This is a genomic window from Affinibrenneria salicis, from assembly GCF_008710095.1.
The window spans coordinates 42,795-66,606 of the sequence record NZ_VYKJ01000009.1 but is presented as its reverse complement, the minus strand read 5'-3'; the positions used below and the strand labels follow the sequence as shown (position 1 = coordinate 66,606).

At 59.3% G+C, this 23,812-nt stretch carries 17 protein-coding genes and 1 CRISPR repeat array; of the genes, 4 read left to right on the top strand and 13 right to left on the bottom strand.

Annotation, left to right across the window (positions count from 1 at the left end; translation table 11 throughout):
* Positions 1 to 7: 7 nt before the first annotated feature.
* The 9 genes from FJU30_RS16880 to FJU30_RS16840 form a co-directional block, all read right to left on the bottom strand.
* The gene (locus tag FJU30_RS16880) at positions 8 to 862 is read right to left on the bottom strand and encodes a tagatose bisphosphate family class II aldolase (RefSeq protein ID WP_150436151.1); all 855 of its coding nucleotides are present in this window, start codon (positions 860 to 862) and stop codon (positions 8 to 10) included.
* Between the two features lie 9 nt (positions 863 to 871).
* Positions 872 to 2,035 (bottom strand): SIS domain-containing protein, encoded by a 1,164-nt coding sequence (locus tag FJU30_RS16875; protein WP_150436150.1) that lies wholly within the window; start codon positions 2,033 to 2,035, stop codon positions 872 to 874.
* A 27-nt stretch (positions 2,036 to 2,062) separates the two neighbouring features.
* The gene (gene agaR / locus FJU30_RS16870) at positions 2,063 to 2,833 is read right to left on the bottom strand and encodes a transcriptional repressor AgaR (protein WP_150436149.1); all 771 of its coding nucleotides are present in this window, start codon (positions 2,831 to 2,833) and stop codon (positions 2,063 to 2,065) included.
* A gap of 331 nt (positions 2,834 to 3,164) precedes the next feature.
* Positions 3,165 to 4,073, bottom strand: a complete 909-nt coding sequence (locus FJU30_RS16865) for an ROK family protein (protein ID WP_150436283.1) — start codon at positions 4,071 to 4,073, stop codon at positions 3,165 to 3,167.
* Between the two features lie 10 nt (positions 4,074 to 4,083).
* On the bottom strand, positions 4,084 to 5,376 hold the full coding sequence (locus FJU30_RS16860; protein WP_150436148.1) for a Gfo/Idh/MocA family protein: 1,293 nt from the start codon (positions 5,374 to 5,376) through the stop codon (positions 4,084 to 4,086).
* A gap of 117 nt (positions 5,377 to 5,493) precedes the next feature.
* Positions 5,494 to 6,621, bottom strand: a complete 1,128-nt coding sequence (locus FJU30_RS16855) for an ABC transporter ATP-binding protein (RefSeq protein WP_150436147.1) — start codon at positions 6,619 to 6,621, stop codon at positions 5,494 to 5,496.
* A 22-nt stretch (positions 6,622 to 6,643) separates the two neighbouring features.
* Positions 6,644 to 7,462 (bottom strand): carbohydrate ABC transporter permease, encoded by an 819-nt coding sequence (locus FJU30_RS16850; RefSeq protein ID WP_150436146.1) that lies wholly within the window; start codon positions 7,460 to 7,462, stop codon positions 6,644 to 6,646.
* 9 nt (positions 7,463 to 7,471) lie between these two features.
* Positions 7,472 to 8,413, bottom strand: a complete 942-nt coding sequence (locus tag FJU30_RS16845; protein WP_150436145.1) for a carbohydrate ABC transporter permease — start codon at positions 8,411 to 8,413, stop codon at positions 7,472 to 7,474.
* A gap of 78 nt (positions 8,414 to 8,491) precedes the next feature.
* Positions 8,492 to 9,745, bottom strand: a complete 1,254-nt coding sequence (locus FJU30_RS16840; RefSeq protein ID WP_150436144.1) for an ABC transporter substrate-binding protein — start codon at positions 9,743 to 9,745, stop codon at positions 8,492 to 8,494.
* Positions 9,746 to 10,207: 462 nt separating this feature from the next.
* Between FJU30_RS16840 and FJU30_RS16835 the strand changes: the two genes are divergently transcribed.
* Complete coding sequence (locus FJU30_RS16835) at positions 10,208 to 11,899, top strand: DUF4091 domain-containing protein (RefSeq protein WP_150436143.1); 1,692 nt, start codon at positions 10,208 to 10,210, stop codon at positions 11,897 to 11,899.
* Positions 11,900 to 11,911: 12 nt separating this feature from the next.
* On the opposite strand, the gene FJU30_RS16830 is transcribed toward FJU30_RS16835, so the two are convergent.
* The 4 genes from FJU30_RS16830 to FJU30_RS16815 are packed head-to-tail and all read right to left on the bottom strand — an operon-like array spanning position 11,912 to position 16,435.
* The gene (locus FJU30_RS16830; protein ID WP_150436142.1) at positions 11,912 to 12,688 is read right to left on the bottom strand and encodes a DeoR/GlpR family DNA-binding transcription regulator; all 777 of its coding nucleotides are present in this window, start codon (positions 12,686 to 12,688) and stop codon (positions 11,912 to 11,914) included.
* A 31-nt stretch (positions 12,689 to 12,719) separates the two neighbouring features.
* Positions 12,720 to 14,369: an ABC transporter permease subunit gene (locus FJU30_RS16825; RefSeq protein WP_150436141.1), complete on the bottom strand. Its 1,650-nt coding sequence runs from the start codon at positions 14,367 to 14,369 to the stop codon at positions 12,720 to 12,722.
* A complete protein-coding gene (locus tag FJU30_RS16820) occupies positions 14,366 to 15,376 on the bottom strand; it encodes an ABC transporter ATP-binding protein (protein WP_150436140.1) in 1,011 nt (336 codons plus the stop codon). The genes FJU30_RS16825 and FJU30_RS16820 overlap by 4 nt, the downstream gene beginning before the upstream one ends.
* A 36-nt stretch (positions 15,377 to 15,412) precedes the next feature.
* Positions 15,413 to 16,435, bottom strand: coding sequence for an ABC transporter substrate-binding protein (locus tag FJU30_RS16815; protein ID WP_150436139.1), 1,023 nt, complete (start codon positions 16,433 to 16,435; stop codon positions 15,413 to 15,415).
* 428 nt (positions 16,436 to 16,863) lie between these two features.
* Between FJU30_RS16815 and FJU30_RS16810 the strand changes: the two genes are divergently transcribed.
* From FJU30_RS16810 to cas3f, 3 genes are all read left to right on the top strand, one after another.
* Complete coding sequence (locus FJU30_RS16810; RefSeq protein ID WP_150436138.1) at positions 16,864 to 18,198, top strand: aspartate aminotransferase family protein; 1,335 nt, start codon at positions 16,864 to 16,866, stop codon at positions 18,196 to 18,198.
* A 135-nt stretch (positions 18,199 to 18,333) separates the two neighbouring features.
* Positions 18,334 to 19,087: direct repeats of the CRISPR family, unit length 28 nt; unit sequence TTTCTAAGCTGCCTGTACGGCAGTGAAC.
* 442 nt (positions 19,088 to 19,529) lie between these two features.
* Positions 19,530 to 20,510: a type I-F CRISPR-associated endonuclease Cas1f gene (cas1f, locus tag FJU30_RS16805; RefSeq protein WP_150436137.1), complete on the top strand. Its 981-nt coding sequence runs from the start codon at positions 19,530 to 19,532 to the stop codon at positions 20,508 to 20,510.
* Positions 20,507 to 23,794, top strand: a complete 3,288-nt coding sequence (gene cas3f / locus FJU30_RS16800; protein WP_150436136.1) for a type I-F CRISPR-associated helicase Cas3f — start codon at positions 20,507 to 20,509, stop codon at positions 23,792 to 23,794. Before cas1f ends, cas3f begins: the two co-directional genes overlap by 4 nt.
* The last annotated feature ends 18 nt before the right edge of the window (positions 23,795 to 23,812 follow it).

Sequence of the window (23,812 nt, the reverse complement as noted above, 5' to 3'; positions counted from 1 at the left end):
CGGGAGCTTACAGCATACCGGCGCTGCCGCAGATGCGGATCTTCTCGGCCACCACTTCTTTCATCGCCAGCTTGCCGGGCACGATGTATTTGCGCGGATCGTTGGCGTCGGGATTGTGCGAAAAGTAGCTTTTCACCGCGTCGGCGAAGGCGATCTTCAATTCGGTGGCGACGTTAACTTTGCACACGCCGAGAGAGATGGCGCGCCTGACCATCGCTTCCGGGATGCCGGAAGCGCCGTGCAGCACCAGCGGGATATCAACCTGCTCGCGAATCAGCGCTAGTCGATCGAAATCCAGTTTCGGCTCGCCGTGGTACAGGCCGTGGGCGGAACCGATCGCCACCGCGAGGGAGTCGATGCCGGTGGCGGCGACGAACTCGCGCGCGGCGGCCGGGTCAGTAAAAAAGCTGTCGGCGGCGTCGACCACCAGATCGTCTTCCTGTCCGCCCAGGCGGCCCAGCTCCGCTTCCACGCTGGCGCCGTAGCGGTGGCACAGCTCCGTCACTTCCGTCACTTTGGCGATGTTCTGCTCGAACGGCAGGTGCGAGCCATCAATCATCACCGAGCGAATACCGCTCTTCACTTTGGTTTCAATATCGTCCAGCTCTTCATGATGGTCGAGATGCAGCGCCAGCGGCAGGTTGTAACGCATGGCCGCCGACTGGCAGATGCCGACCATATAGTCGGTGCCGGCATAGCTGAAGGTGCCCGGCGTGCCGGCCATAATGACCGGTGAGCGCAGCTCGGCGGCGGTTTCCGCCACCACCTGCACGGTTTCCAGATTGTGGACATTGAAGGCCGGTACGGCATAGCCGCGGCGCTGCGCTTTCTGCAGCATTTCACGGTTGGATATCAGATACATAGAAATTCCTTACAGCGCAGAAGAAGGATAGGGGTAAATCGTGACGCCTTTGACCACGCGGTTAACTTCGCCGGTCGGGCACGGGTTATCCGGCGTCAGTCCCAGCGCCAGCGAGCTTTCAAACGCCAGCATCTGGGTAAACAGCAGATAGGGGAACATCAGCCAGACATCGTCATCGGCCTGATGCAGATTCGGCAACTGCGGCAGCGGTTCGGCGTGACCGCCCAGACCAACCATATCCAGCGCCTGACCGTCGCGGCTCAGTTCGTTCCACAGGTCAAGATCGTACTGGCGGGTATAGGCGTCGCCGGAGAACATCAGCAGCACCAGCGTCTGGCTGTCGACCATGAATTTAGGGCCGTGGCGCAGTCCGAGCGGCGAGTCGTAGCGGGTAACGATCTGGCCGGCGGTCAGCTCCATCATTTTCAGCGCGGCTTCTTCCGCCAGGCCGGTAAAGCAACTGGCGCCGAGCGGGATATAGCGGCGAAAACCGCTGGCGGCCAGCTGTTTTACCTGCGGCTGCAGGCTTTCGCGCAGCACGCGGCAGCGGGCAATCATGTTTTCCAGCGGACTCTTCGCCTCGGCCAGCGAATAAGGGCCGAGCAGCAGCGCGGCGCTGAGCATCATGCAGCTAAAACTGGACGTCATGGCGAAGCTCTGGTCATTGGAGCCCTGCGGCATGATCAACGAACAGACGTTGTCGCGTTGCCACGCGTACTGCGCCAGGTGACTGTCCGGGTTGCACAGCAGCATCAGGTGATAGCTCTCGCCGATCATCTGGTCCGCCAGCCGTACCGCCGCCACGCTTTCCGGGCTGTTGCCGGAACGGGCGAAGGAAACCAGCAGCGTCGGGCGGGTGACGTCAAGGTATTGCCGCGGCGTGGCGACGATGTCGGTGGTGCCGTAAGCGACTACGTCGCGGCCGGTTTTTTCGCGCAGCCACGGCGCCAGCGCGCGGCCGGCGAAGGCGGAACTGCCGGCGCCGCACAGAACAATCTGCAGACGCGGGTTCGCCAGCAGCGGCGCCAGGAAGGCCTGCCACTGCGCCTGGTGCGTCATCAGCTGCTGGTACAGCGCAGCCCACAATTCCGGCTGCCGCCAGATCTCACGTGCGGTGTGCAGCGCATGCTGCTGTTCCAGCCAGCCCGCATCGTAAGCAAAGTACCGATTCATGATGAAAACTCCTTAATAAAATGGCGGTTAACGATCGGCGATAATCACGTCGACCCCTAAGTCGTGCAGCGCATGCAGGTAGTCTTCCGGGATGCGGCTGTCGGTGACCAAACGCTGGATTTGGCCGATTTCGCGGATCATGCAGAAACTGGTGCGGCCGAATTTGCTGGCGTCGGCCACGGCGATCACCTCGCGCGCCACGTCGCACATGGCGCGGTTGAGCTGGGCTTCCCCAGGGTTAGGCGTGGTGATGCCGCCGGTCAGATCGAACCCGTCCACGCCCAGAAACAATTTGTCGAATCGATACTGGCGGATATGCTGTTCGGCGGCCGGGCCGTACAGCGACCAGGATTTGCGCCGCACGCTGCCGCCCACCACCATCAAATCCACCTGCTCGTTGTTGGCCAGTTCGAAAGCGATGTTCAGCGCGTTGGTCATCACCACCAGATCGTTTTTACCCATCAGTTGCTGCGCCATCAGGCTGGTGGTGGAGCCGGAATCGAGGATGATGGCGTCACCGTCGTTAACCAGCGCGGCGGCCGCGCAGGCAATGGAATATTTCACGTCTCGGTTGATGCGGCCCTTGTCCTGCAGCGGGCGATCAAACACAAACTGTTTATTCAGCATCGCGCCGCCGTAGGCGCGTACCGCACAGCCGCATTTTTCCAGGTGACGCAAATCGCTGCGAATCGTAACGGTGGAAACGCCGAACTGGCCGCTCAGTTGCTCCACGCGCACCGTTCCTTCACGACACAGCTGATCGATAATTAATTCCCGGCGTCTGGCGGTATTTATCATTAATGCTGACCCCTGATTTTGCTGTAACCGGAGCGCTCCGCGTCATCGTATGGCGTGGCGAGTCCGGTCGCTTGCGCTTTCAGTTGTTCGTGGCGGATTACAGCAAGCGAAACAATGAAATGCAACCAATAAAATTAAAAATATACTTATCAATCAACTAGTTATTTAATTTTTTACTTTCATTTTTCAATCAACCGAAAGCTGGAGAAAAATAACTGAAAACTGATAATCCGTTATTTATCCGGCGGAAATCGTTCACCGCGGGTGAATAAATAAATCTGCTGTGAAAGCGCCGTCCGTTTATTTTCCTGGCGCGGCCTTTCATTGTTTTTTATTGCCGTGTCGGGCATAGCAGCGCCGCGCCGCGTACGCCGCTGCTGTCGCCGTACACCGGCGCGCAGATCGCGGCCGGTTCGGCGCCTGGCAGCAGCCAGCCGCGCATCGCCGGCGGCAGCAGGCGATAGAGTTCTTCGACGTTGGATAAACCGCCGCCCAGCACAAAAGCGTCCACATCCAGCAGCAGCTGCAGACCGGCCAGCGCGCCGGCCAGGATATCCACGAAGATGGTTATCAGGCGCTGCGCCAGCGGATCGCCCTGGCGGTAGCTGGCGATCAGCGCCGGTACGCTGTCGGCGTGATGGCCGAAATGGCGGCTCAGCGCCAGCAGACCGCTGCCGGACACGTAGCGCTCGAAACAGCCGCTCAGTCCGCAGCTGCAGTCAAACAGCGGCAGGTCGTAACGCAGCGCCAGACGGGCGGAGATCGGCGTGTGGCCCCATTCGCCGGCCAGACCGTTTTTGCCGCGATGCAACTGTTGGTCGATCACCAGCCCGCCGCCGGCGCCGGTGCCGAGAATGGCGCCGAACACCACCGACAGATGGCCGGTCTGTTCGGTACGGGCCTCGGACAGGGCGAAACAGCGGCAGTCGTTGTCGATGGCCACCGGGCGCGCCAGTTCACGCGCCAGATCGTCGGCCAGCAGGCGACCGTTCAGACAGGGGACGTTGACCGACAGCTGCCGGCGGCTAACCGGGTCGGTAATGCCCGGCAGGCCGACGCCGACGCTGCCGCGACAGTCCAGCTCTCTGTCGGCCTGCGTCACCAGCCCGACGATACAGGCGAGAAACGCCGGATAATCGTCGGTCGGGGTGCTGACGCGCCGGCACAACAGCTGGTTGAGCCGCGCATCGTAGGCGGCCATTTCGATCTTGGTGCCGCCGATATCGAATCCATAACGTATTTGCACGGTATCAGGCCTCGCTTAGTTTGATGACCGCCCCGGCGCGGCGCGCGCGCTCGGCGGCGAACACCATCAGGTGGCTTTCCAGCGTTTCCGCCGGCCCGGACAGGATCGGGGCGGGGTCGCCGGCGCGGACGGCGGCGATAAAGTGCTGCATCAGGTAATAGTCGCCGCCGCCGTGGCCCGACATGGCGTGCAGATCGTCGGCGTCCTGCTCCGTGTCGTAGACCGTTTCGCCGTCGTCGAGAAACGAGGTCACGCGGATGTAGCGGCCGTCCCCCTCCAGACAGCCGCGGCTGCCGAAGATGCGCGTTTTGCGATCTTCCATGCGGGTAAAGGCGGTCATGGTAAAGGTGGCGCTGCGATTGCCGGCGAACTGCAGGTTCACCACCTGGTGATCGACCACGTTGTTATCGCAGCGGTAGACGCAGCGGCCGTAAGGGCCGTCGCGCAGCGCCGCCTGCAGATGCGGCTGATCCACCTCCGGCGTCAGTACGCGCAGGAAGCCGGGCGTAGCCTTGCAGTCGTCGCCCAGATAGATGCGCCGCGCGGAATAGGGACAGCGGCTTTCCACTTCCGTCGCGCACGCCATGCAGTTGTCCGCCGCGCCGGCCGGCTGATTCTGACGGCGAAAGTGGTGCAGCCCGCCGAACGAACTGACCTGCACGCACGGCTGCGCCATGATGTAGCGAATCCAGTCCAAATCGTGACAGGACTTCTGCAGCAGCATCGAGGCGGCCTCGCGATCGTTGCGCCAGTTGCCGCGCACGAATGAGTGCGCCTGATGCCAGTAACCGACCGGCTCCAGGTGCTGCAGGCTGACGACGTCGCCGATAATCCGCTGGTTAAGCAGCTGTTTCAGCCGCTGGGTATAGCGGGTATAGCGCAGTACGTGGCCGACGGAAAACAGGATCCCCTGGCGCTTCACCTCGCGTACGATGGCGCGGCACTCGTCGGCGTCCGGCGACAGCGGTTTTTCCAGCAGCATTGCGTACCCCTGGCGGGCAAAGGCCAGCGCAGGCTGCAGATGCAGGGTATCCTGGGTGCAGATCAGCACCGCGTCGGCCAGTTTTCCCGCCGCTTCGGCCTGCCGCCAGTCGGTGAACACGTTGTGCGGCGCGATGGCGTGCTGGGCGACGAACTGCCGGCGGTAGACGTCGCGCGGCTCGGCTACCGCCACCACCCGCATCAGTCGCGGGTGCGCCAGCGCATAGCGCGAGTAAATCTCGCCGCGCGCGCCGGCGCCGATGACCAGCACGCTTACCGGGCGATCGGCATCGTCGTTGCGTTGAGCAGGTGACATTGCAGGGTGCTCCATATTGGTGGCTTTCATCTTTCCGGCAGGCCGGCGCGCGAGCTTCGTTCCCTGAGCGCGTTATGCGTACAGGATGTGTTCCGCGCGCCGGCCGCCGCCTTTCCGCTATTGGCCGGCGCCGTTGTACAGATTCTGGCCGCTCGCCTCATCGAACAGGTGCGCGCGCGTCAGATCGAACGCCAGATGGATCGTTTCGCCGAGGCTGGGCTCCCATTCGGGCTGCGAGGCGATGCGCATCACAAAGCGCTGGCCGGCGAACTCGCAGTGCAGCAGCTCTTCGTTGCCCATGCGTTCGATGGTGGCTACCCTGGCTGGAAAACAGTTGCCGTCGCCGGCAACGCCCGGACGCAGGTATTCCGGGCGAATGCCCAGGCAGACGCGCTGATGCGGATAGTCCGCCAGCTGCCGCTCCAGCTGCGGCGGCAGCGTCAGCCGATGTTCGGCGCCGAGGCTCAGCTGGACGCCTTGCGCGCCGCGTTCCAGCGGCAGGTCGTGCAGGTTCATCGACGGGCTGCCGATAAATCCGGCGACAAAGCGGTTGGCCGGCCGGTGGTAGAGATTGATGGGTTTATCCACCTGCATAATATTGCCGCGGTTCATCACGCAGATGCGGTCGCCCATGGTCATCGCTTCCACCTGATCGTGGGTGACGTACACCATGGTGGCCGCCGAGCCGGCCTGTTTGAGCTGGTTGTGCAGTTCGATCAGCTGTACGCGCATGGAGACGCGCAGCCGGGCGTCCAGGTTGGAAAGCGGCTCATCGAACAGAAAAACGCGCGGTTTGCGCACGATGGCGCGGCCGACCGCCACGCGCTGACACTGGCCGCCGGACAGCTGGCCCGGCTTGCGCTGCAGCAGGTTGGTGATCTCCAGTTTCTTCGCCGCGTCGCGCACCCGGCGATCGATCTCTTCTTTGCTCTCTTTGCCGATCAGACCGAACGCCATATTTCTGTAGACCGTCATGTGCGGGTAGAGCGCGTAATTCTGGAACACCATGGCGATGCCGCGATCTTTCGGCATGGTGTCGTTAACGCAGCGGCCATGGATCTTGATCTGGCCTTCGCTAACGCTTTCCAGCCCGGCGATCATGCGCAGCAGAGTGGATTTAGCGCAGCCCGACGGGCCGACGAACACCATGAATTCGCCGTCTTTAATCTCGAGATCGACGCCGTGCAGCGCCTGGAAGCCGTTGGGGTAAACCTTCTTCACATTGTTTAACTGAATACCGGCCATGTTATTTACCTTGTGTTGTCGGTTAGCCTTTTACGCCAGCGCTGGCGATGCCCTGGATAAAATATCGTTGGAAAAGAATGAACAGCATCAGCATCGGGATCACCGCCATCAGCGCGCCGGCCATTAGCAGCGGGTATTCCACCCCGGCGCGGCTGGAGAGCGAGGCCAGCCCGACCGGCAGCGTCAGCTTCTCCGCGGTGGTGTTGACGATCAGCGGCCACATCAGGTTGTTCCAGCTCCACAGGCCGTTGATGATGATGCAGGCGATAATGCCGGGCCGAATCAGCGGCAGCATAATGCGCCAGAAAATGGCGAAGTGGCTGTAGCCGTCGATCAGCGCGGCCTCTTCCATCTCTTTCGGCACCGCGAGGAAAAACTGGCGCAGCAGAAAGGTGACGTAAATACTGAAGATGCCCGGCAGCACCAGCCCGGTGATGGTGTTCACCAGCCCCATCTTCTGGATAACCAGAAACTGCGGGATGAGAAACGCCTGGCTCGGCACCATCAGGATCGACACGCACAGCATGAACAGCAGGTCGCGGCCGCGAAAGTGCAGGCGCGAGAAGCCGTAGGCCGCCATGGTGGCGATCACCATCTGCAGCGTGACGGTGAAAAAGGTGGCCAGCAGCGAGTTGATATAGAAATCGACAAACGGGATTTCGCGCATGATCCTGCCGTAGGCCAGCAAACTCGCCTGCTGCGGCAGCAGCGTGGGCGGGATCTGGATGCTTTCCGCCTGAGTTTTCAGCGAGGTAATCAGCATCCAGATAAACGGCATCACCGAGGCCAGCGCCGCCAGCGTCATAAACAGCCAGACCAGCGTTTTTTTACTTGTATTCATCAGGGATCCTCAGCTCACTTTCAGACGTTTGCCGATCATCATCTGCACCAGCGTGATCAGCAGCGTGACGGCGAACAGCACTACGGTGATCGCCGTGGCGTAGCCTTTGTCCTGCAGGTAGAACGCATATTTGTAGAACAGATAAGTGATGGTCATGGCGTCGCTCTCCACCATCGTGCGATCGAACATCAGGAACACTACGTCGAAAATTTGCAGGATCTCGATAAAGCTCATCACGGAGACGAAGAACAGCGTAGGCAGCATCATCGGCAGCGTGATGCAAAAGAAACGGCGCAGCGTGCCGATGCCGTCGATATCGGCGGCCTCATACAGCTGACGCGGAATATTCTGCAGACCGGCCAGCAGGATGATGATCTTCAGCGCCAGCGACGACCAGATAATGATGATCGCCACGCTGATGCGCACCATATTCGGATCGGACAGCCAGCCGACCGGATCAACGTGCAGCAGGCCGAGCGCCTGATTGACCAGACCGAAATCTTTATTGAATAGCCACTGCCACACCATCGCCACCGCGGCGGGCATGGTCACCGCCGGCAGAAACAGCAGGGTGCGCAGCAGCGCCTTGCCGCGAATGGGCTGATTAAGGCCGATCGCCAGCAGCAACGACAGCGCCAGACTGATCGGCACGCAAACCACAACGTAGAACAGCGTGTTCCAGGCGGCGATATAGAAATCATCATCCCCGAACAGATTGATATAGTTATCGAGGCTGATGGTGGTCCAGTTCATAAACTGGTTGAGATCGGTAAAGCTGTAAAAGATATTTTGTAAAAAGGGGATGAAGTAAAACACCGTCAAACCCATAAGCAGCGGTAGGATCATCACCCAGCCCCAGAAACGTTCGGCGCGTTCCAGACGGTTCAGCGCCGCGCGGGGGGTATTTTTTTGTTGTTGTATGGTGACCGTAGCCGTTTCTGCCAGCGACATGTTGCCATTCCTCACCTGTGACTTCTGTGCGTTTTCGCCGCTGGCGCGCCTTCGGGTCGGCGCGCCGGGCGGAGTGCGTTACTGCTCCATGATGCGTTCGATCTTTTTCACCGATTTATCCATCTCTTTCTTCGCGTCGGCGCCCATGAAGATTTTCTTCAGGCTGGCGATCCACATATTTTGCCATTTAGGCGTGTTGGTGCCGGCGGTCGGGTAGGCTTCGGTAAAGTTGAGCGTGTCGATATAGGGCGTGACGTCCACTTTCTGGATGTTGGCCGCCCACTGTTTGGCCGCGATTTTATTCGCCGGAATGACCGCTTTGGCCAGCGTGGCCTGCGAGGCTTCGCTGCTCATAAACTCAATGTATTTCCAGGCTTCCTGCTTGTGCGCGCTGTGCGAGGAGACGGCGTACGCCAGGCTATGCGCCACGCCGGACTGACGGTCGATCTTCGGCATCGTCACCACGCCGATATGATCATTGATCAGTTCATTGCTGGCGAACGGCGCGGCCAGCCAGGAGCCGGCGTAGACCATCGCCGCGCGGTTGGACTGGAAGATGTTTTCGGTTTTGATTTCGCTCATCTGCTGCGCGCTGGGCATCAGACCGCTGCTCATCATGTCCTGTATCTGTTGGTAGACCCAGATGGCGTTATCATTGGCGATGTCGGTCGGCTGGCCGTCCTTCGGCACGATATGGTTGCCTTTCTGGAACAGCATATTCAGATAGCTGTCCTGACCGTCGATGCTCAGGTCCATCACCAGCGGGAAGGCGCTGTCTTTCAGGCCGCTTTTCAGTTCGCCGGCTTTCTTCTTCAGATCGTCCCAGTTCCAGTCATTGGTGGGATAGCTGACGCCGGCCTGATCGAACAGTTTTTTGTTGTACCAGACGGCGATGGAATCGACGTCGCGCGGGATCGCCATCTGCTGGCCCTGATACTGATAGGCGTGCACCGAACTGGCGACGATGTCGTTTAAATTCACTTTGCCGTCTTTTAAATAAGGCGTCAGCGGCTCCATAATGCCGTTTTTCGCGTACTGGACAAAATAAGGCATATTAATCCAGAAGATATCCGGCGCTACGCCGCCGGCAGCGGCGGAGTCCAGTTTGACAAAATATTGGGCGGCAGGCGTTAATTCCACTTCCACTTTAATATCAGGATTCTGTTGCTCAAATCGTTTAGCGATTTCCTGCTCGGCGGGTAATTGATTTCTGTCCCATACCGAATAGCGTAACGTTATTTGATTAGCTGCGTATGACATGGCTGGTAATAATAACGCCGCTGCGATAGCCGAATGCGTAAGAAAACGACCTGTAATTTTTTTAGTTAACATGGCTTCCCCCGGTGTACGGAAAATAAGGATTTTCGTAACGTTAATTCTTTCTATCCCTTAACTTTTACCCTGTCAATACACCGGCTTTTGCCCAAAAATAGGGCATAAAACTTTCATTGTTGTTAAAATCGAAAGATAAAAACCCGAAAACGAAAGCTGTAATCGTTCACTTTTTATTAACATTGTCGACAATTTCCCACGACAGAATGCGTTGCGGCCTGCTATCAGTGCGCTAAAAGTCGTATAAATCCGTTGCACCATTATGGGGATTAAAACTGTTTTTATTGTGCAGGGGGCGAAAGCTTTCATTTTAGGGTCGAAAATAAGCGAAAAAAATTATTGTCGTATCGATTTAATCTGGCTTCGGCGAGATTTTTATTGCCGGCTATTGTCTGTCTGGATAAAAGTCGTTAGCCTGAAACTCAATTATTTATTACCGCTTTAATGAAATGAGTCTCAATTATGCGTCTGTCACTTTCTTTTACCCACTGTCTGGAAAAGATATTTCATCGCCGTAATGCGCCGTCGTTTACGCAGCAAAATACATTTAGCTGTTTGAATAATGAATGTTATTCCTGGCAGGGCGTCTATTGCCTGCATAAAACAGATAACGAAACGCGGCGCGAATTACGCTATCAGCTCGACGGCGAGCTGGCGCCCTGGATTAGCGTGCGTCAGGTACAGTCGGTGCCCAGCCATTTTCCCTGCTATACCGAGGTGGATGAAAACTATCTGACCACCGAGCCGGGGCTATTTCCCGACCCGCTGGCGCCGCTGGCGGATAACCGGTTTTTCGCCGCCTGCAACTATTACGGCAGCCTGTGGCTGACCCTGACGCCGCCGGCGCAAGGTTTGCCGGGCGGCGATTATCCGCTGACGCTGCGCGTATTCGACGTACAGTCCGGCGAGCCGCTGGCGATCGTCAGCGCCACGCTGCACGTAGTGGATGCCGCGCTGCCGGCGCAGACCCTGCTGCACACGGAATGGCTGCATAGCGATTGTCTGGCCGATTATTATCGGATCGCGGTGTTCAGCCCGCAGTACTGGCAGGCGGTGCGTAATTTCGTGCGCAAAGCGGTGGAACACGGAGTCAACATGCTGCTGACGCCGATCTTCACGCCGCCGCTGGATACCGCGCCGGGCGGCGAACGCACCACGGTGCAGCTGATTGGGGTTAAGCGCGTCGGGCAGGACTATCTGTTTGATTTCAGCCGGCTGGCGCAGTGGGTCGATCTGGCGCGGGAAGAGGGCATTGAGCACTTCGAAATCGCGCACCTGTTCACGCAGTGGGGCGCGGCGCACGCGCCGAAGATTATCGCCGAGGTGGATGGCCGCACGCGACCGCTATTCGGCTGGCATACCGATGCGCACGGCGAAGAGTACCAGCGCTTTCTGCAGGCGCTGCTGCCGGCGCTCACCGCCTGGTGGCGCGAACGCGGCCTGCAGCAGCGTGTGTGGTTCCATATCTCCGATGAGCCGACGCTGGAGAACATCGACGCCTATCAGCGCGCCAGCGCCGCGCTGCGCCCGCTGCTGGACGGTTTCCGCACTTTCGACGCGCTGTCGGACTTCGCTTTTTACCAGCGCGGACTGGTGGAAACGCCGGTGGTGGCCACCGATCATCTCGAGCCGTTCCTTGAACACCAGGTGCCCAACCTGTGGGCCTATTACTGCTGCGTACAGCGAACCGAGGTGGCCAACCGTTTCTTTGCCCAGCCTTCGGCGCGCAACCGTATTTTGGGCGTACAGCTTTATCGCTATAACGTCAGCGGTTTTTTGCACTGGGGCTATAACTTCTACAACAGCGCCCACTCGCGCGCCCGGCTCAATCCTTATGCGGTGACCGACAGCGGCAACGCGTTTCCCTCCGGCGATCCCTTTCTGGTCTATCCGGGTGAAGATCTGACGCCGGTGGAGTCGCTGCGTCTGAAGGTATTGCAGGCGGGGCTGCAGGATCTGCGCGCGCTGCGGCTGCTGGAAAGTCTGACCGATCGGGCGACGGTGCTGGCGTTGATTGAGCGGGAACTGGGGATGGATATCACCTTCAAACGCTATCCTCACCAGGCGGCGCCGCTGCTGCGCCTGCGCGAACGGGTGAATGCATTGATTGAAGCGTCGCTGCCGGCGCCGGCCGGGCAGCGCGACGCCGGCTAAAGCGCCGCCGGATCAGGCGACGATCATCTGGCGCAGGGCGGCGCGCAGGGCGGCGAAGTCGTCGCTTGCGGGCGCGGACGCATCGGTGATTAACATCTCTATCTCGGCCAGCGCGGCGTACGCCACGCGGCTGGTTACGCCGATTTTACTGTGATCGGCAAGGAGGATGCAGCTGCGCGCCTGCTGCACCATGGCGCGGGCGATGGCGGCCTCATGGTGAGCGAAACTGCTGGCGCCGGCCTGACTGCTGACGCCGACCGGCGACAGCAGCGCCACATCGGCGCGGTAACGATGCAGTTCGCTGACGGTCAGTTCGCCGCGCGTCGCCTGCGACGATGGCCCCATATGGCCGCCGAGCAGGATCACGTCGTGCATGCGCGTGCTGCTGTCGTCCGCGGCGCTCAACCTGAGCGCCACGCTCAGACTGTTGGTGATCACGGTCATGCCCGGCATTGACGCCAGCTCATCCGCCAGCAGCGCGGTCGTGCTGCCGGCGTCGATAAACAGCGTCTGGCCCGCGCGCAACTGCTGCACCGCGATGCGGGCGATCGCCTGCTTCTCCTTTTCCCGCACGGTGGAACGCACCGACAGCGGCGGCTCCGGTTCAGGGCCGGCGGCGACGATCCCGCCGTGTACGCGGCGCAGCACGCCCTGCGCCTCCAGCTTCAGGATATCGCGCCGCACGGTTTCCCGCGATACGCCCAGGTGCTGGATCACCCGCTCGGTGCTAACCTGATTGAGCGTGGTCAGCAGGGCGCGGATACGATGCAGACGGGTTTCTTCTAGCATGAATAGCGTTACTCGGCGTCGGGGGAGGCGCTCAGGAGAGCCGCTTCCCGGTCAGAAGATGCAATAAAAGGGTCATTATACCCACAATCCCCATGATACATGTAGAGAAGGCCGCCGCCTGCGAGGTAAAGCCGGCCTCATCGAGTCGCATCACCGTAACCGCCGCCAGCGGCAACGAGGGGGTGACCAGGAAAATCACCGCGGAGAGCGTAACCATCGAACGCATAAACAGAAATATCGCCACGCCGATCAGCGTCACCCGCATCGCCGGCAAATAGACATCGCGCAGGATGCGCCCGGTGCCGCCGCCCAACACCGTGGCGGCGTCTTCCAGCGCGCCGGGGATGCCGCGCACGCCCATCATCATGGTGGTGAAGCCCTGGGTGTGGTAGTGGTAATAGTTGCACAGCGCCACCAGAATCGCCGAACCGTACAGGGCGCCCCACGGCATCTCGCCGCTATTAAAGGTGAACACATAGGATAAGCCGAGCACCAGCCCGGGTACGCCGACCGGCAGCGCGCTGAGCAGCGTGGCCAGACCGGCGCCGCGTCCCGGCAGACGACGGATGCCGAAGGTCAGCAGAAACAGCAGCAGCGTGCCGATGATGGCGGCCAGCAGGGAGATCCAGATTGACGTCCACAGCGGCGCATAGCCGCCGGCCAGATCGATATCATAGTGTCTGAGCGTCAGATCCAGCCGGTAGGGCCATAGCCGAATCAGGCTGGCGATCGCCACCGTTCCGACAATCGCCACGATGCACAGCGCCAGCGTCATACAGGCGAACCAAAACGGGATATCGCGCGCAGGCAGCGCCTGCGCTACCGGCGCCTGGCTGGCGGCGGCGCCGATCAATCGCTGACGACGCGTGGCGGCCCGCTCGATCCAGATCGCGGCGGCGGCCGGCAGCAACAGCAGGATACCGACCACCGCGCCCATGCCGAACTTCATCTGGCCGCTGACCTGACTGTAGATCTCGGTGGCCAGCACCGAAAAATCGCCGCCGATCACCACGGCGTTGCCGAAGTCGGTAATCGTGATGGTAAACACCACAAAGGCGGTGCTCAGCAGGCCGTAGCGCACGCCGGGCAGGGTAATGTCGAAAAATTGCCGCCAGCGGTCGGCGCCGAGCACCTCGGCCGCTTCATATTGGCGCGCATCGCAGCCGCGCAGGGCGACGCGAATAATCAGGATTGCCTGCGGCAGCGCATAGAGCACGTTCGCCAGCAGCAGCCCGCTAAAGCCGTAGATATCCAGCCGGATGCCGAGCGCGTTGCCGATAATGCCGTTGCGCCCGAGCAGGAAGATTAGCCCGAGGCCCAGCACCAGCGACGGGGCGAGCACCGGCAGCGAAATCGCCATGGCGACGAACCGTTTGGCCGGCATGGCGGTGCACTCTAGTCCGTAGGCGACAATAAAGCCGAGCAGCAGCGTCAGCAGGGTGGTGGCCAGGCCGAGCAGCAGGCTGTTGAGCGTGGCGCGCCATATGCCGGGCGCGTCCAGCAGCGCCTGATAGTTGGCGAGGCCGAAGGCGCCGCTTCGATCGTCGATCAGGCTGTGCCAGGCGATGCCGAGCATCGGAATGGCGAAAAAGGCCACCAGCGCGCCCAGCGGCAGCCAGAGGCACAGGTGCGACAGCCAGCGATCGGCGGCGGTCTGCGGAGGGAGTATGGTGGTCGTCATGCGTATATCCAGTTACAGTCGGAGGCGGAAATGGCGACCTGCACGTCATCGCCAGGCCGAAACTGCTCGGCGCTGCTGGTTTCCACCAACAGCGGCTGCCGCCGCCACAGCACATTGATGCGCTGAATGCTGCCGAGAAAACTGCTGTCGATAACGCGGCCTTCGGCGCCGGGCTGTTTGCTCAGCCGGATGCTTTCCGGACGGATAAACAGCTCGGCGTTTTCCGGCTGCGCCGTGCCGTCGGTCGCTTGCAGCAGCGCGGGCAGCGACGCCTGCACCACCGCGCGCGACAGCAGATTGCTGTGCCCCATAAAGTTGGCCACGAAGCGCGTTTGCGGCGCGCTATAGAGTTCGCGCGGCGTGCCGGCCTGAACAATGCGTCCGCCGTTCATGCAGACGATCTTATCCGCCATGCTCATCGCTTCTTCCTGGTCGTGAGTGACCATCAGCGTGGGAATGCCGAGCCGTTGCTGCACATCGCGCAGTTCCTGGCGCAGCCCGGCGCGCACGCGCGCATCCAGCGCCGAGAGCGGTTCGTCGAGCAACAGTAAAGACGGATTGACCGCCAGTGCGCGGGCGATGGCCACCCGCTGTTGCTGGCCGCCGGATAGCTGGCTGGGGTAGCGATCCTCCATCCCCGCCAGGCTCACGGTTTCCAGCAATTGACTGACGCGCTGCGCGATTTCCGCAGACGGCACCCGGCGAATTTTCAGCCCGTAGCCAATGTTTTGCGCAATGGTCAGGTGAGGGAACAGCGAATAGGATTGAAATACGATGCCGAAGCCGCGCTCGCGGGCGGGAACGTGCACCAGATCGCGGTCGTCCAGCGCGATCTTGCCGCCGTCGCTGCTGAGCAGACCGGCGATGATGCGCAGCAGCGTGGTTTTACCGCAGCCGCTGGGGCCGAGCAGGCAGACGAATTCGGCGCTATCGATCGTCAGGTTGATCCGATCGAGCGCGACATAGCCGTCAAAACTTTTATACAGATCCTGGATGACCAGAGCCATGTAAACGATCCTCTTCGTTAAGCCGTCAGGCCGGCATCAGCGGCCGATATTTTTTTGCCAGGTTGCCAGAATGTTTTCCCGTTGCTGCGCGCTGCGGGCGAAGTCCACCGGATAGAGCAATTTCGACAGATCGGCCGGCAGACCGGCGCTTTTCGCCACGCTGGCCTGCGGCGCGTTCGGCAGCGTGACAATCTCTTTGTAGTGCGTGTAGCGCGCGGCGGCGGTGCCGGATAGCGTCCAGTCGAGGAAACGTTTGGCGTCGTCCTTGTTTTTAGCGCCGGCCATCAGCCCCGAGGCTTCCAGTTCGTAACCCGCGCCGTCGGTGGGCACCACCAGTTTGACCGGGTAACCTTCTTCGATGGACTGCATGGCGGCGAAGGCCAGCGAGACGCCGATGGCGTATTCGCCGGTGCGCGCCGCTTTGCACGGACGGGAACCGGATTTGGTGTACTGCGCGATATTGCCGTCAAGGGATTTCAAAAACGTCCAGCCGTCACGATCGCCTTTTGACTGCAGCAGGGCGGCAATCTGCAGGTAGCCGGTGCCGGACGATACCGGGTTCGGCATGACGATCTCGCCCTTATAAATCGGGTTGGTCAGATCCTGCCAACTGGCGGGAACGGGCAGGTTTTTATTCTTCAGCGCTTCGGTATTCACGCAGAACGCGGCCATATAGCCGGTGGCGGCGAACCATTTGTGTCCAGGATCGCGATCCTTCGCCGCCAGGGCGTCCGCGCCTTTGGCCGCATAGGGTTCGAGCAGCGCGTTAATGCGTTTATCCAGCATGCTGGTCAGCGCCCATCCCCAGATCACATCATTCTGCGGATTTTTCGCTTCGGCCAGAATGCGCGGACCTAAATCGCCGGTCGACAGGCGCAGCACATTGACGTTGATATCCGGGATGTCTTTCTTCGCCTGGGCGAGGTAATCCTTAATTTCATCCTCTTCGAGCGAGGTATACACCGTGATAGTGCCCGCCTGACTGGCGCCGATAGTCGCCAGCAGCGATAACGCGGTCAGAACCGGCAGGCGGCGGCGGAGAAGGGTTAAAGCGTTCATAAAACACCTCTTGGGTTGCTGATAAGGGAGCGGATGTAACCGCGCACGGCGTAATTAGCTATATTGTGCATTTTTGTGTTTTCTGGCGTTTCCCTAAGCAGGAAATGTGCCATCCATTGTGCATGCGTTGTTTTTGTTTGTTTTTCTATTGATTATTAAGGTTTAAATGTTTTTTTCGTCGAGGGGGATATGGGGCGTGGCGGCATAAATAAAAATAAGCCGGTATTTAGTGGTCTTTTATTGCTCCTTTTTAGTACATTTAGCGCCACAAAAAAGTGCATATTTTTGTGTTTGTGTATTTTGTTGTTTTTGTTGTACAGTGGCGCTCTCTGACGATGGCGCGCTATCGGCCCGGTTGGCCGGCACTGTCCCTGCGTCGCGCTGAGACGCCGCTTCGCGCCCGAATTTCTTTGATGACAGGAGCCACCATGGCGACACGTTCAACGATTATGGATACAAACAGCTTTCGGGCTGAACATGCGCAGGCGCTGGATAAAGACGTGCGGGCGCTGACCGAGCGCCGCAGCCAACTGCTTGGCGAATCTTACCGGTTGTTCTACCGTAACCCGGTGCACCTGGTGCGCGGTCAGGGCCAGTATCTCTGGGACGCCGCCGGCGACAAATACCTGGACGTTTATAACAACGTCGCCAGTATCGGCCATTGTCACCCGGCGGTGATCGATGCGGTGCAGGCGCAAATGTCGCAGTTAAATACCCACACCCGCTATCTGCACGAACGTATTCTGGACTACTCGACGGATCTGTTGAGCACGTTGCCGCCGCAGATCAACAAGGCGATGTATATGTGTACCGGATCGGAAGCCAACGATCTGGCGATCCGCGTGGCGCGCTCCTATAGCGGCGGCACGGGGATCATCGTCAGCCGCGAGGCCTATCACGGCACCAGCGATCTGACCTCGGGCGCGTCGCCCGCGCTGGGCAGCGGCCAGCCGCTGGCCGCCACCACCCGGCTGGTGGCGGCGCCGGATCGCTACCGGGTGGCGGATGCGGATCTCGGCGCCTGGTTTGCCGCGCAGATCCAGCGGCAGATCGACGACATGGCTGCCCACGGCATTAAGTTCGCCGGTTTTCTCGCCGACTCGATCTTCTCGTCGGACGGCGTGCTGCCGGGCCCGGCCGGTTACCTGCGCCAGGCCATTGAAGTAGTACACGCCAACGGCGGGATATTTATTGCCGATGAAGTACAGCCCGGGTTCGCGCGCACCGGCGACGCTTTCTGGGGCTTCGCCCGCCACGGCATCGTGCCCGATATCGTCACCACCGGCAAACCGATGGGCAACGGCATTCCTGTCTCCGGACTGCTGGCGCGCGCGGAAGTGCTGGCCGCGTTCAGCGACAGCATTCCCTACTTCAACACCTTCGGCGGCAACCCGGTATCCATTGCGGCCGCCCAGGCCGTGCTGAAGGTGATTAGGGAAGAACGGCTGCAGCAGCACAGCCGCGAAGTGGGCGGTAAACTGCTGCAGGAGCTGCAACAGCTGATGCAGCGCCACGACAGCATCGGCGACGTGCGCGGCGCCGGTCTGTTTATCGGCCTTGAACTGGTCAGCGATCGCGCGGCGAAAACGCCCGACAAAACGCTGGCGCTGGACGTAATTGAAAAACTGCGCGCTCAACGCGTGCTGACCTCGGTGGCCGGGCCGCACGGCAACGTGCTGAAACTGCGCCCGCCGCTGGCATTTCAGCCGCAGGACATCGACTGGCTGGTGGGCGCGCTGGATAACGCGCTGGCCGGGCGTTAACTTCCCGCATCTATCGCTGTGCGAGGACTCCCCGCTCCGGTTTTTACCGGAGCGGAGGGCTTTAACCGGTTGATTTAATATGACTGCCTGTACGGCAGTGAACTAAACTACACATACCGCCCGTCAGGGAGGTTATTTCTAAGCTGCCTGTGCGGCAGTGAACAACCGAGATCACTCTTGGGATGGTCGTTACTGTTTCTAAGCTGCCTGTACGGCAGTGAACTCAGGCATTTAAGCTACGAGCCAATTCACTATTTTCTAAGCTGCCTGTACGGCAGTGAACATTAGAAAAATGGATAATACATTCCATCGACACTTTCTAAGCTGCCTGTACGGCAGTGAACATTGCCACTCGACCTGCGCCGACCTTATCCGTTTTCTAAGCTGCCTGTACGGCAGTGAACAATCGGTCGTTCCGCGCGGGCCATTAGCATAAATTTCTAAGCTGCCTGTACGGCAGTGAACAGGGCCAGCTTTGATAAGTCGCGGATCCGTTTTTTCTAAGCTGCCTGTACGGCAGTGAACCCAGTGTCGGGACTGGATCAGTGTGTATTGCCTTTCTAAGCTGCCTGTACGGCAGTGAACCGTTTCATCCGGGATATCGAATTCGACCTGCATTTCTAAGCTGCCTGTACGGCAGTGAACTCTCTCATACGTTTAAATACAGGTTGCCAGTGGGTTTCTAAGCTGCCTGTACGGCAGTGAACACGGGAATATGGGGACTAAGGACTTTTCTGATGTTTCTAAGCTGCCTGTACGGCAGTGAACGCGTTGATGCGGGTCGGACGCGAAACGAGGCGTTTCTAAGCTGCCTGTACGGCAGTGAACCAGGATCCGCATTCAACGAGGTAATCAGAGACATTTCTAAGCTGCCTGTACGGCAGTGAACCGTTGCTTATTTATCCTAACTGTCTGGTTTGGTTAATACAATTGCCGGAAAACGGTTTTACCCCTTTTTATTTGGCTATATTTAATTTATTGATAAATAAAAGAAAATATATAAGGCTAAAAAAAGGGTTGCCGCGCCGAACCAATCTTCGCCAGTAAGTAGAGACTGAGCCTGTCTCGCTTTCTGTGGTCGTCTATCGCAATTTTCTATCCAGCCTGATATATGGCGTATAAGTATGATGATACGCTACCTTTAACCTATGCTCCCGTTAACGCTGACGCGTTAACGGGCGTAGCCAACGCATCGCAGCGCGAAGTATGGCTGGATATATTCAACAGATTGCGGCTGCGGTAAGGCGGCGGGTACCTGAAAAATAACGGCTACAAATAATCACCGGAATGATGATTGCAGCGGCGGCTGCCCGATTCAGGAGATCGATTTTATGGATGATGCCTTTAGCCCTTCCGATATGAAAACCATTCTGCACTCTAAGCGCGCCAATATTTATTATCTGCAGTATTGCCGTGTGTTGGTTAATGCAGGGCGCGTGGAATATGTCACGGATGAAGGGAAACAATCGCTGTACTGGAATATTCCCATCGCCAATACCAGCGTGGTGATGCTGGGTACCGGCACGTCGATTACCCAGGCTGCGATGCGCGAATTCGCTCGTGCCGGCGTGATGGTCGGCTTTTGCGGCGGCGGCGGTACGCCGCTATTCGCCGCCAATGAGGTTGAGGTGGATGTTTCCTGGCTAACGCCACAGAGTGAATATCGCCCGACGGAGTACCTGCAGCGCTGGGTCAGCTTCTGGTTTGATGATGAAAAACGCCTTGCGGCGGCAGTCTCGTTTCAGAAAGTGCGCATCGCGCAGATTCGCCAGCACTGGCTTAGCGCTCGTATGCAAAGGGAGCCGATATTTAAAGTGGACGGCAGCCGTCTGCTGGCGCTAGTCGAGCGCTATGAGCAAAGCCTGACGCACTGTCATGACGGTAATGATCTATTGGCTCAGGAAGCGGTGATGACCAAAGCGCTGTACAAGCTGGCGGCGAATGCCGTCAGCTACGGTGATTTTACGCGCGCGAAGCGGGGCGGCGGAGTTGATCTGGCTAACCGTTTTCTCGACCACGGCAATTACTTGTCTTACGGACTGGCCGCAGTGGCGACCTGGGTTATCGGCCTGCCGCACGGTCTGGCGGTACTGCACGGTAAAACGCGTCGCGGCGGACTGGTCTTTGACGTGGCGGATTTAATTAAAGATGCGCTGATACTGCCGCAGGCATTTATCGCCGCAATGGCGGGGGAAGAGGATCAAGCGTTTCGCCAGCGCTGTTTGAATGGCTTCCAGCAGGCGGAAGCGCTGGACGTGATGATAGATGCCTTGCAAAGCGTGGCGGAACAGTTAAGTCAGGCCGGGCGATGAATATTTTACTGGTGTCTGAATGCAATAAACGGGCGCTGATAGAAACGCGTCGGGTGCTGGATCAGTTCGCCGAACGCAAGGGTGAACGTACCTGGCAGACCGCCATTACGCTGGAAGGGCTAAAGACATTACGTAAATTGCTGCGTAAAACCGCGCGGCGTAATACCGCCGTCGCCTGTCATTGGATAAAGAGCGCGGGGCAAACGGAACTGCTGTGGATTGTCGGTAATCTGCGGCGCTTCAATACGCAGGGCAGCGTTCCGACTAATACTACCGCACGCGATATACTGAAAGCGCAGGATGAAAACCCGTGGCACAGTATTGAGTCCGTCAGCGTGCTGGCGGCTATCGCCGGGTTGTTCCACGACGCAGGCAAAGCCAATGCGCTATTTCAGCAAGGGCTGCGGGGCGAAGGAAAAACATACCAGCCTTACCGTCATGAGTGGGTTTCGCTGCGTCTGTTCCAGGCCTTTGTCGGCGAACGCGACGATTGCGGCTGGCTGGCCGCACTTAGCCAGATTGATATTGTCGATGAAGCCGCGCTGTTGCAGCGGCTGACAAAAGACGGCGTCGATCCGTTCAGCAATCCCTTTAAAACATTACCGCCGCTGGCCGCCACCGTAGCCTGGCTGATTGTGTCGCATCATCGTCTGCCCGCCTATCCCTCACAAGAAAGTTATACCTGTCCACCCCAGCCGGCAGATATTGATAACTGGCTTACGCGGCAGCTTACCGCCGCATGGAACTCCATCAATATAGACAGAGACGCCTGGCGCGAGCAGGATCGACTCGCGGTCTGGCATTTTCCGCACGGTACGCCCCTGCGCAGTGAGACGTGGCGCCGTAAAGCGCATAAATTTGCTGCCCGGGCTCGGCAGGTGGTTTCGCTGGCGCAGTATGGCGTACTTAACCAGCGTTTTACCAGTCATCTGGCCCGTCTGGCTCTGATGCTGGCCGACCACCATTACTCCTCACTTGCTCCGACCGTTGGCTGGCAGGATGCCGGCTACGCCGCGATTGCCAACACCGACCGGAATAGCGGGCAAATAAAACAGAGGCTGGACGAGCACTGCATCGGCGTTGGGCAGAATGCCTTGCTGCTGGGGCGCAGTCTGCCGCAGCTGAGAAAAACGCTGCCGTCCATCACCCGACATAAAGGATTTAAACAGCGCAGCACCCGCGACCAATATCGCTGGCAGGACCGGGCGTTTGACGTGGCCTGTTCCCTGCGCGAACGTTCCGTCGAGCAGGGCTTTTTCGGTATCAACATGGCCTCGACCGGCTGCGGCAAGACTTTCGCCAATGCCCGAGTGATGTACGGGCTGGCGGATGAAAAGCAGGGCTGCCGTTTTTCGGTGGCGCTGGGTCTGAGAGCGCTGACGTTGCAAACCGGCGATGCGCTACGGGAAAAGCTGACGCTGCAGGATGACGATCTGGCGGTGCTGATTGGTTCGCAGGCCGTGACCCGGCTGCACGAGCTGAACCGCAATACCGAGGGCGCCGGCGCTCGTTCGGGCAGCGAATCCGCCGACGCCCTGTTTGCGGAGCATCAGTACGTCAGCTATGACGGCAGTCTGGATGACGGCCGCCTTAGTGCCTGGCTGCGCCAAAGCCCCATGCTGCATAAACTATTGAGCGCGCCGGTGCTGGTTTCCACCATCGATCACCTGATCCCCGCCACCGAAGGCGTACGCGGCGGCAAACAGATTGCGCCTATGCTGCGGCTGCTGACCGCCGATCTGGTGCTGGATGAACCGGATGATTTTGACATCAACGATCTGCCTGCGCTGTGCCGTCTGGTTAACTGGGCGGGGATGCTGGGTTCTCGCGTGCTGCTTTCTTCCGCCACTCTGCCGCCGGCATTGACTCAGGCGTTGTTTAACGCCTATCGCAGCGGACGAGCCGACTATCAGCAGGCATGCGGTAAGCCTGAATCGCCGGTGAGTATTTGCTGCGCCTGGTTTGATGAGCACAGCGCTCAGCAAAGCGATCATCCGACGGGTAAAACCTTTAAACAGGCGCACGAAACTTTTGTTGCGGCGAGGGTCGAAACGCTGCGGCAGGCGCCGACGTTACGTCTGGCTGAGCTGGTTCCGGTTCCGGTTCCGGTTGCCGCCGCCGAACAGGTCGGCGATGTGATTGCCGGCGTAGCGGCTCGTTGCCATCAGTCGATGATGGCGCTGCATCTGGCCCATCATCAAACGCATCCGTCGGGCAAAACGGTTTCGCTGGGGTTGATGCGTATGGCGAATATCAACCCGCTGGTGGCCGTTGCCCGCAGCCTGCTGGAAAAACCATCCCCTGACGGTTACCGCGTACATTACTGTATTTATCACAGCCGGCATCCGCTGGCGATGCGCTCTTTTATCGAACAGCGGCTGGATGCTTCTCTCCATCGCTATGCGCCGGACGACTTATGGCAAATAGAGGAGATACATCAGGCGCTGGAACACGCCCGGGAGCGGCACCATTTGTTCGTAGTGCTGGCGACTTCCGTCGCTGAAGTGGGGCGCGACCATGATTACGACTGGGCTATCGCCGAGCCCAGTTCCATGCGTTCGCTGATTCAGCTCGCCGGCCGTATTCAGCGTCATCGCCAGCAGCCGCCGTCTACGCCGAACTTCCATATTTGGCGTGAAAACGTAAAAGCATTGCGCCATCGCTATCCGGCCTATTGTCGCCCTGGGTTTGAAGCCGCCGGCCCGAATGATCCGCAATTAGCCAGTCACGATCTGGCCGATCTGCTGACGGAAGAACAGTACCGTTCGATTAGCGCGATTCCCCGCATTCAGCAACGGGAATCGACACCGGAGCCGGAAAGAAATCTGGTGGACCTGGAACATCACATGTTGCGTAAGGCAATGCAGGGGATGAAAAATTCAGCCGATTATTACGCCGCGCTGTGGTGGAAAACCGCTGCCGACTGGAGCGGCGAATTGCAGCGCCGCCAGCCATTTCGCCGAGCGTTGCCGGATGAACAACACTATCTCTGGATCGCCGAAGAGGGCGATGCGCCTGAATTCAAAATGGCGGACAGCGGCGTAAACGGCAGCAAAACAAGCTACGTCTTTCAACAGGTCACCGTGACGCTGGCGGAAGGCGTCAGCAGTTGGCTGACCGTGGACTATCAGGCCATTTATACTCGGCTGGCGGACGAGATGGATATGGAACTCAGCGATGTCAGCCAGCGATTTGGCGAAATCAATTTACCGGTTCATGACGCAGAGAAAAACGAAAGGTGGCTGTGGCACCCGCTGCTCGGGGTGTTTGGCGCACTCGAGTAAGATAAAAGGAGAGTAATG

Coding starts and splice junctions, on each gene's coding strand:
- FJU30_RS16880 (WP_150436151.1), bottom strand. CDS start 862: ATGTATCTGATATCCAACCGTGAAATGCTGCAGAAAGCGCAGCGCCGC.
- FJU30_RS16875 (WP_150436150.1), bottom strand. CDS start 2,035: ATGAATCGGTACTTTGCTTACGATGCGGGCTGGCTGGAACAGCAGCAT.
- agaR (WP_150436149.1), bottom strand. CDS start 2,833: ATGATAAATACCGCCAGACGCCGGGAATTAATTATCGATCAGCTGTGT.
- FJU30_RS16860 (WP_150436148.1), bottom strand. CDS start 5,376: ATGTCACCTGCTCAACGCAACGACGATGCCGATCGCCCGGTAAGCGTG.
- FJU30_RS16855 (WP_150436147.1), bottom strand. CDS start 6,621: ATGGCCGGTATTCAGTTAAACAATGTGAAGAAGGTTTACCCCAACGGC.
- FJU30_RS16850 (WP_150436146.1), bottom strand. CDS start 7,462: ATGAATACAAGTAAAAAAACGCTGGTCTGGCTGTTTATGACGCTGGCG.
- FJU30_RS16845 (WP_150436145.1), bottom strand. CDS start 8,413: ATGTCGCTGGCAGAAACGGCTACGGTCACCATACAACAACAAAAAAAT.
- FJU30_RS16840 (WP_150436144.1), bottom strand. CDS start 9,745: ATGTTAACTAAAAAAATTACAGGTCGTTTTCTTACGCATTCGGCTATC.
- FJU30_RS16835 (WP_150436143.1), top strand. CDS start 10,208: ATGCGTCTGTCACTTTCTTTTACCCACTGTCTGGAAAAGATATTTCAT.
- FJU30_RS16830 (WP_150436142.1), bottom strand. CDS start 12,688: ATGCTAGAAGAAACCCGTCTGCATCGTATCCGCGCCCTGCTGACCACG.
- FJU30_RS16825 (WP_150436141.1), bottom strand. CDS start 14,369: ATGACGACCACCATACTCCCTCCGCAGACCGCCGCCGATCGCTGGCTG.
- FJU30_RS16820 (WP_150436140.1), bottom strand. CDS start 15,376: ATGGCTCTGGTCATCCAGGATCTGTATAAAAGTTTTGACGGCTATGTC.
- FJU30_RS16815 (WP_150436139.1), bottom strand. CDS start 16,435: ATGAACGCTTTAACCCTTCTCCGCCGCCGCCTGCCGGTTCTGACCGCG.
- FJU30_RS16810 (WP_150436138.1), top strand. CDS start 16,864: ATGGCGACACGTTCAACGATTATGGATACAAACAGCTTTCGGGCTGAA.
- cas1f (WP_150436137.1), top strand. CDS start 19,530: ATGGATGATGCCTTTAGCCCTTCCGATATGAAAACCATTCTGCACTCT.
- cas3f (WP_150436136.1), top strand. CDS start 20,507: ATGAATATTTTACTGGTGTCTGAATGCAATAAACGGGCGCTGATAGAA.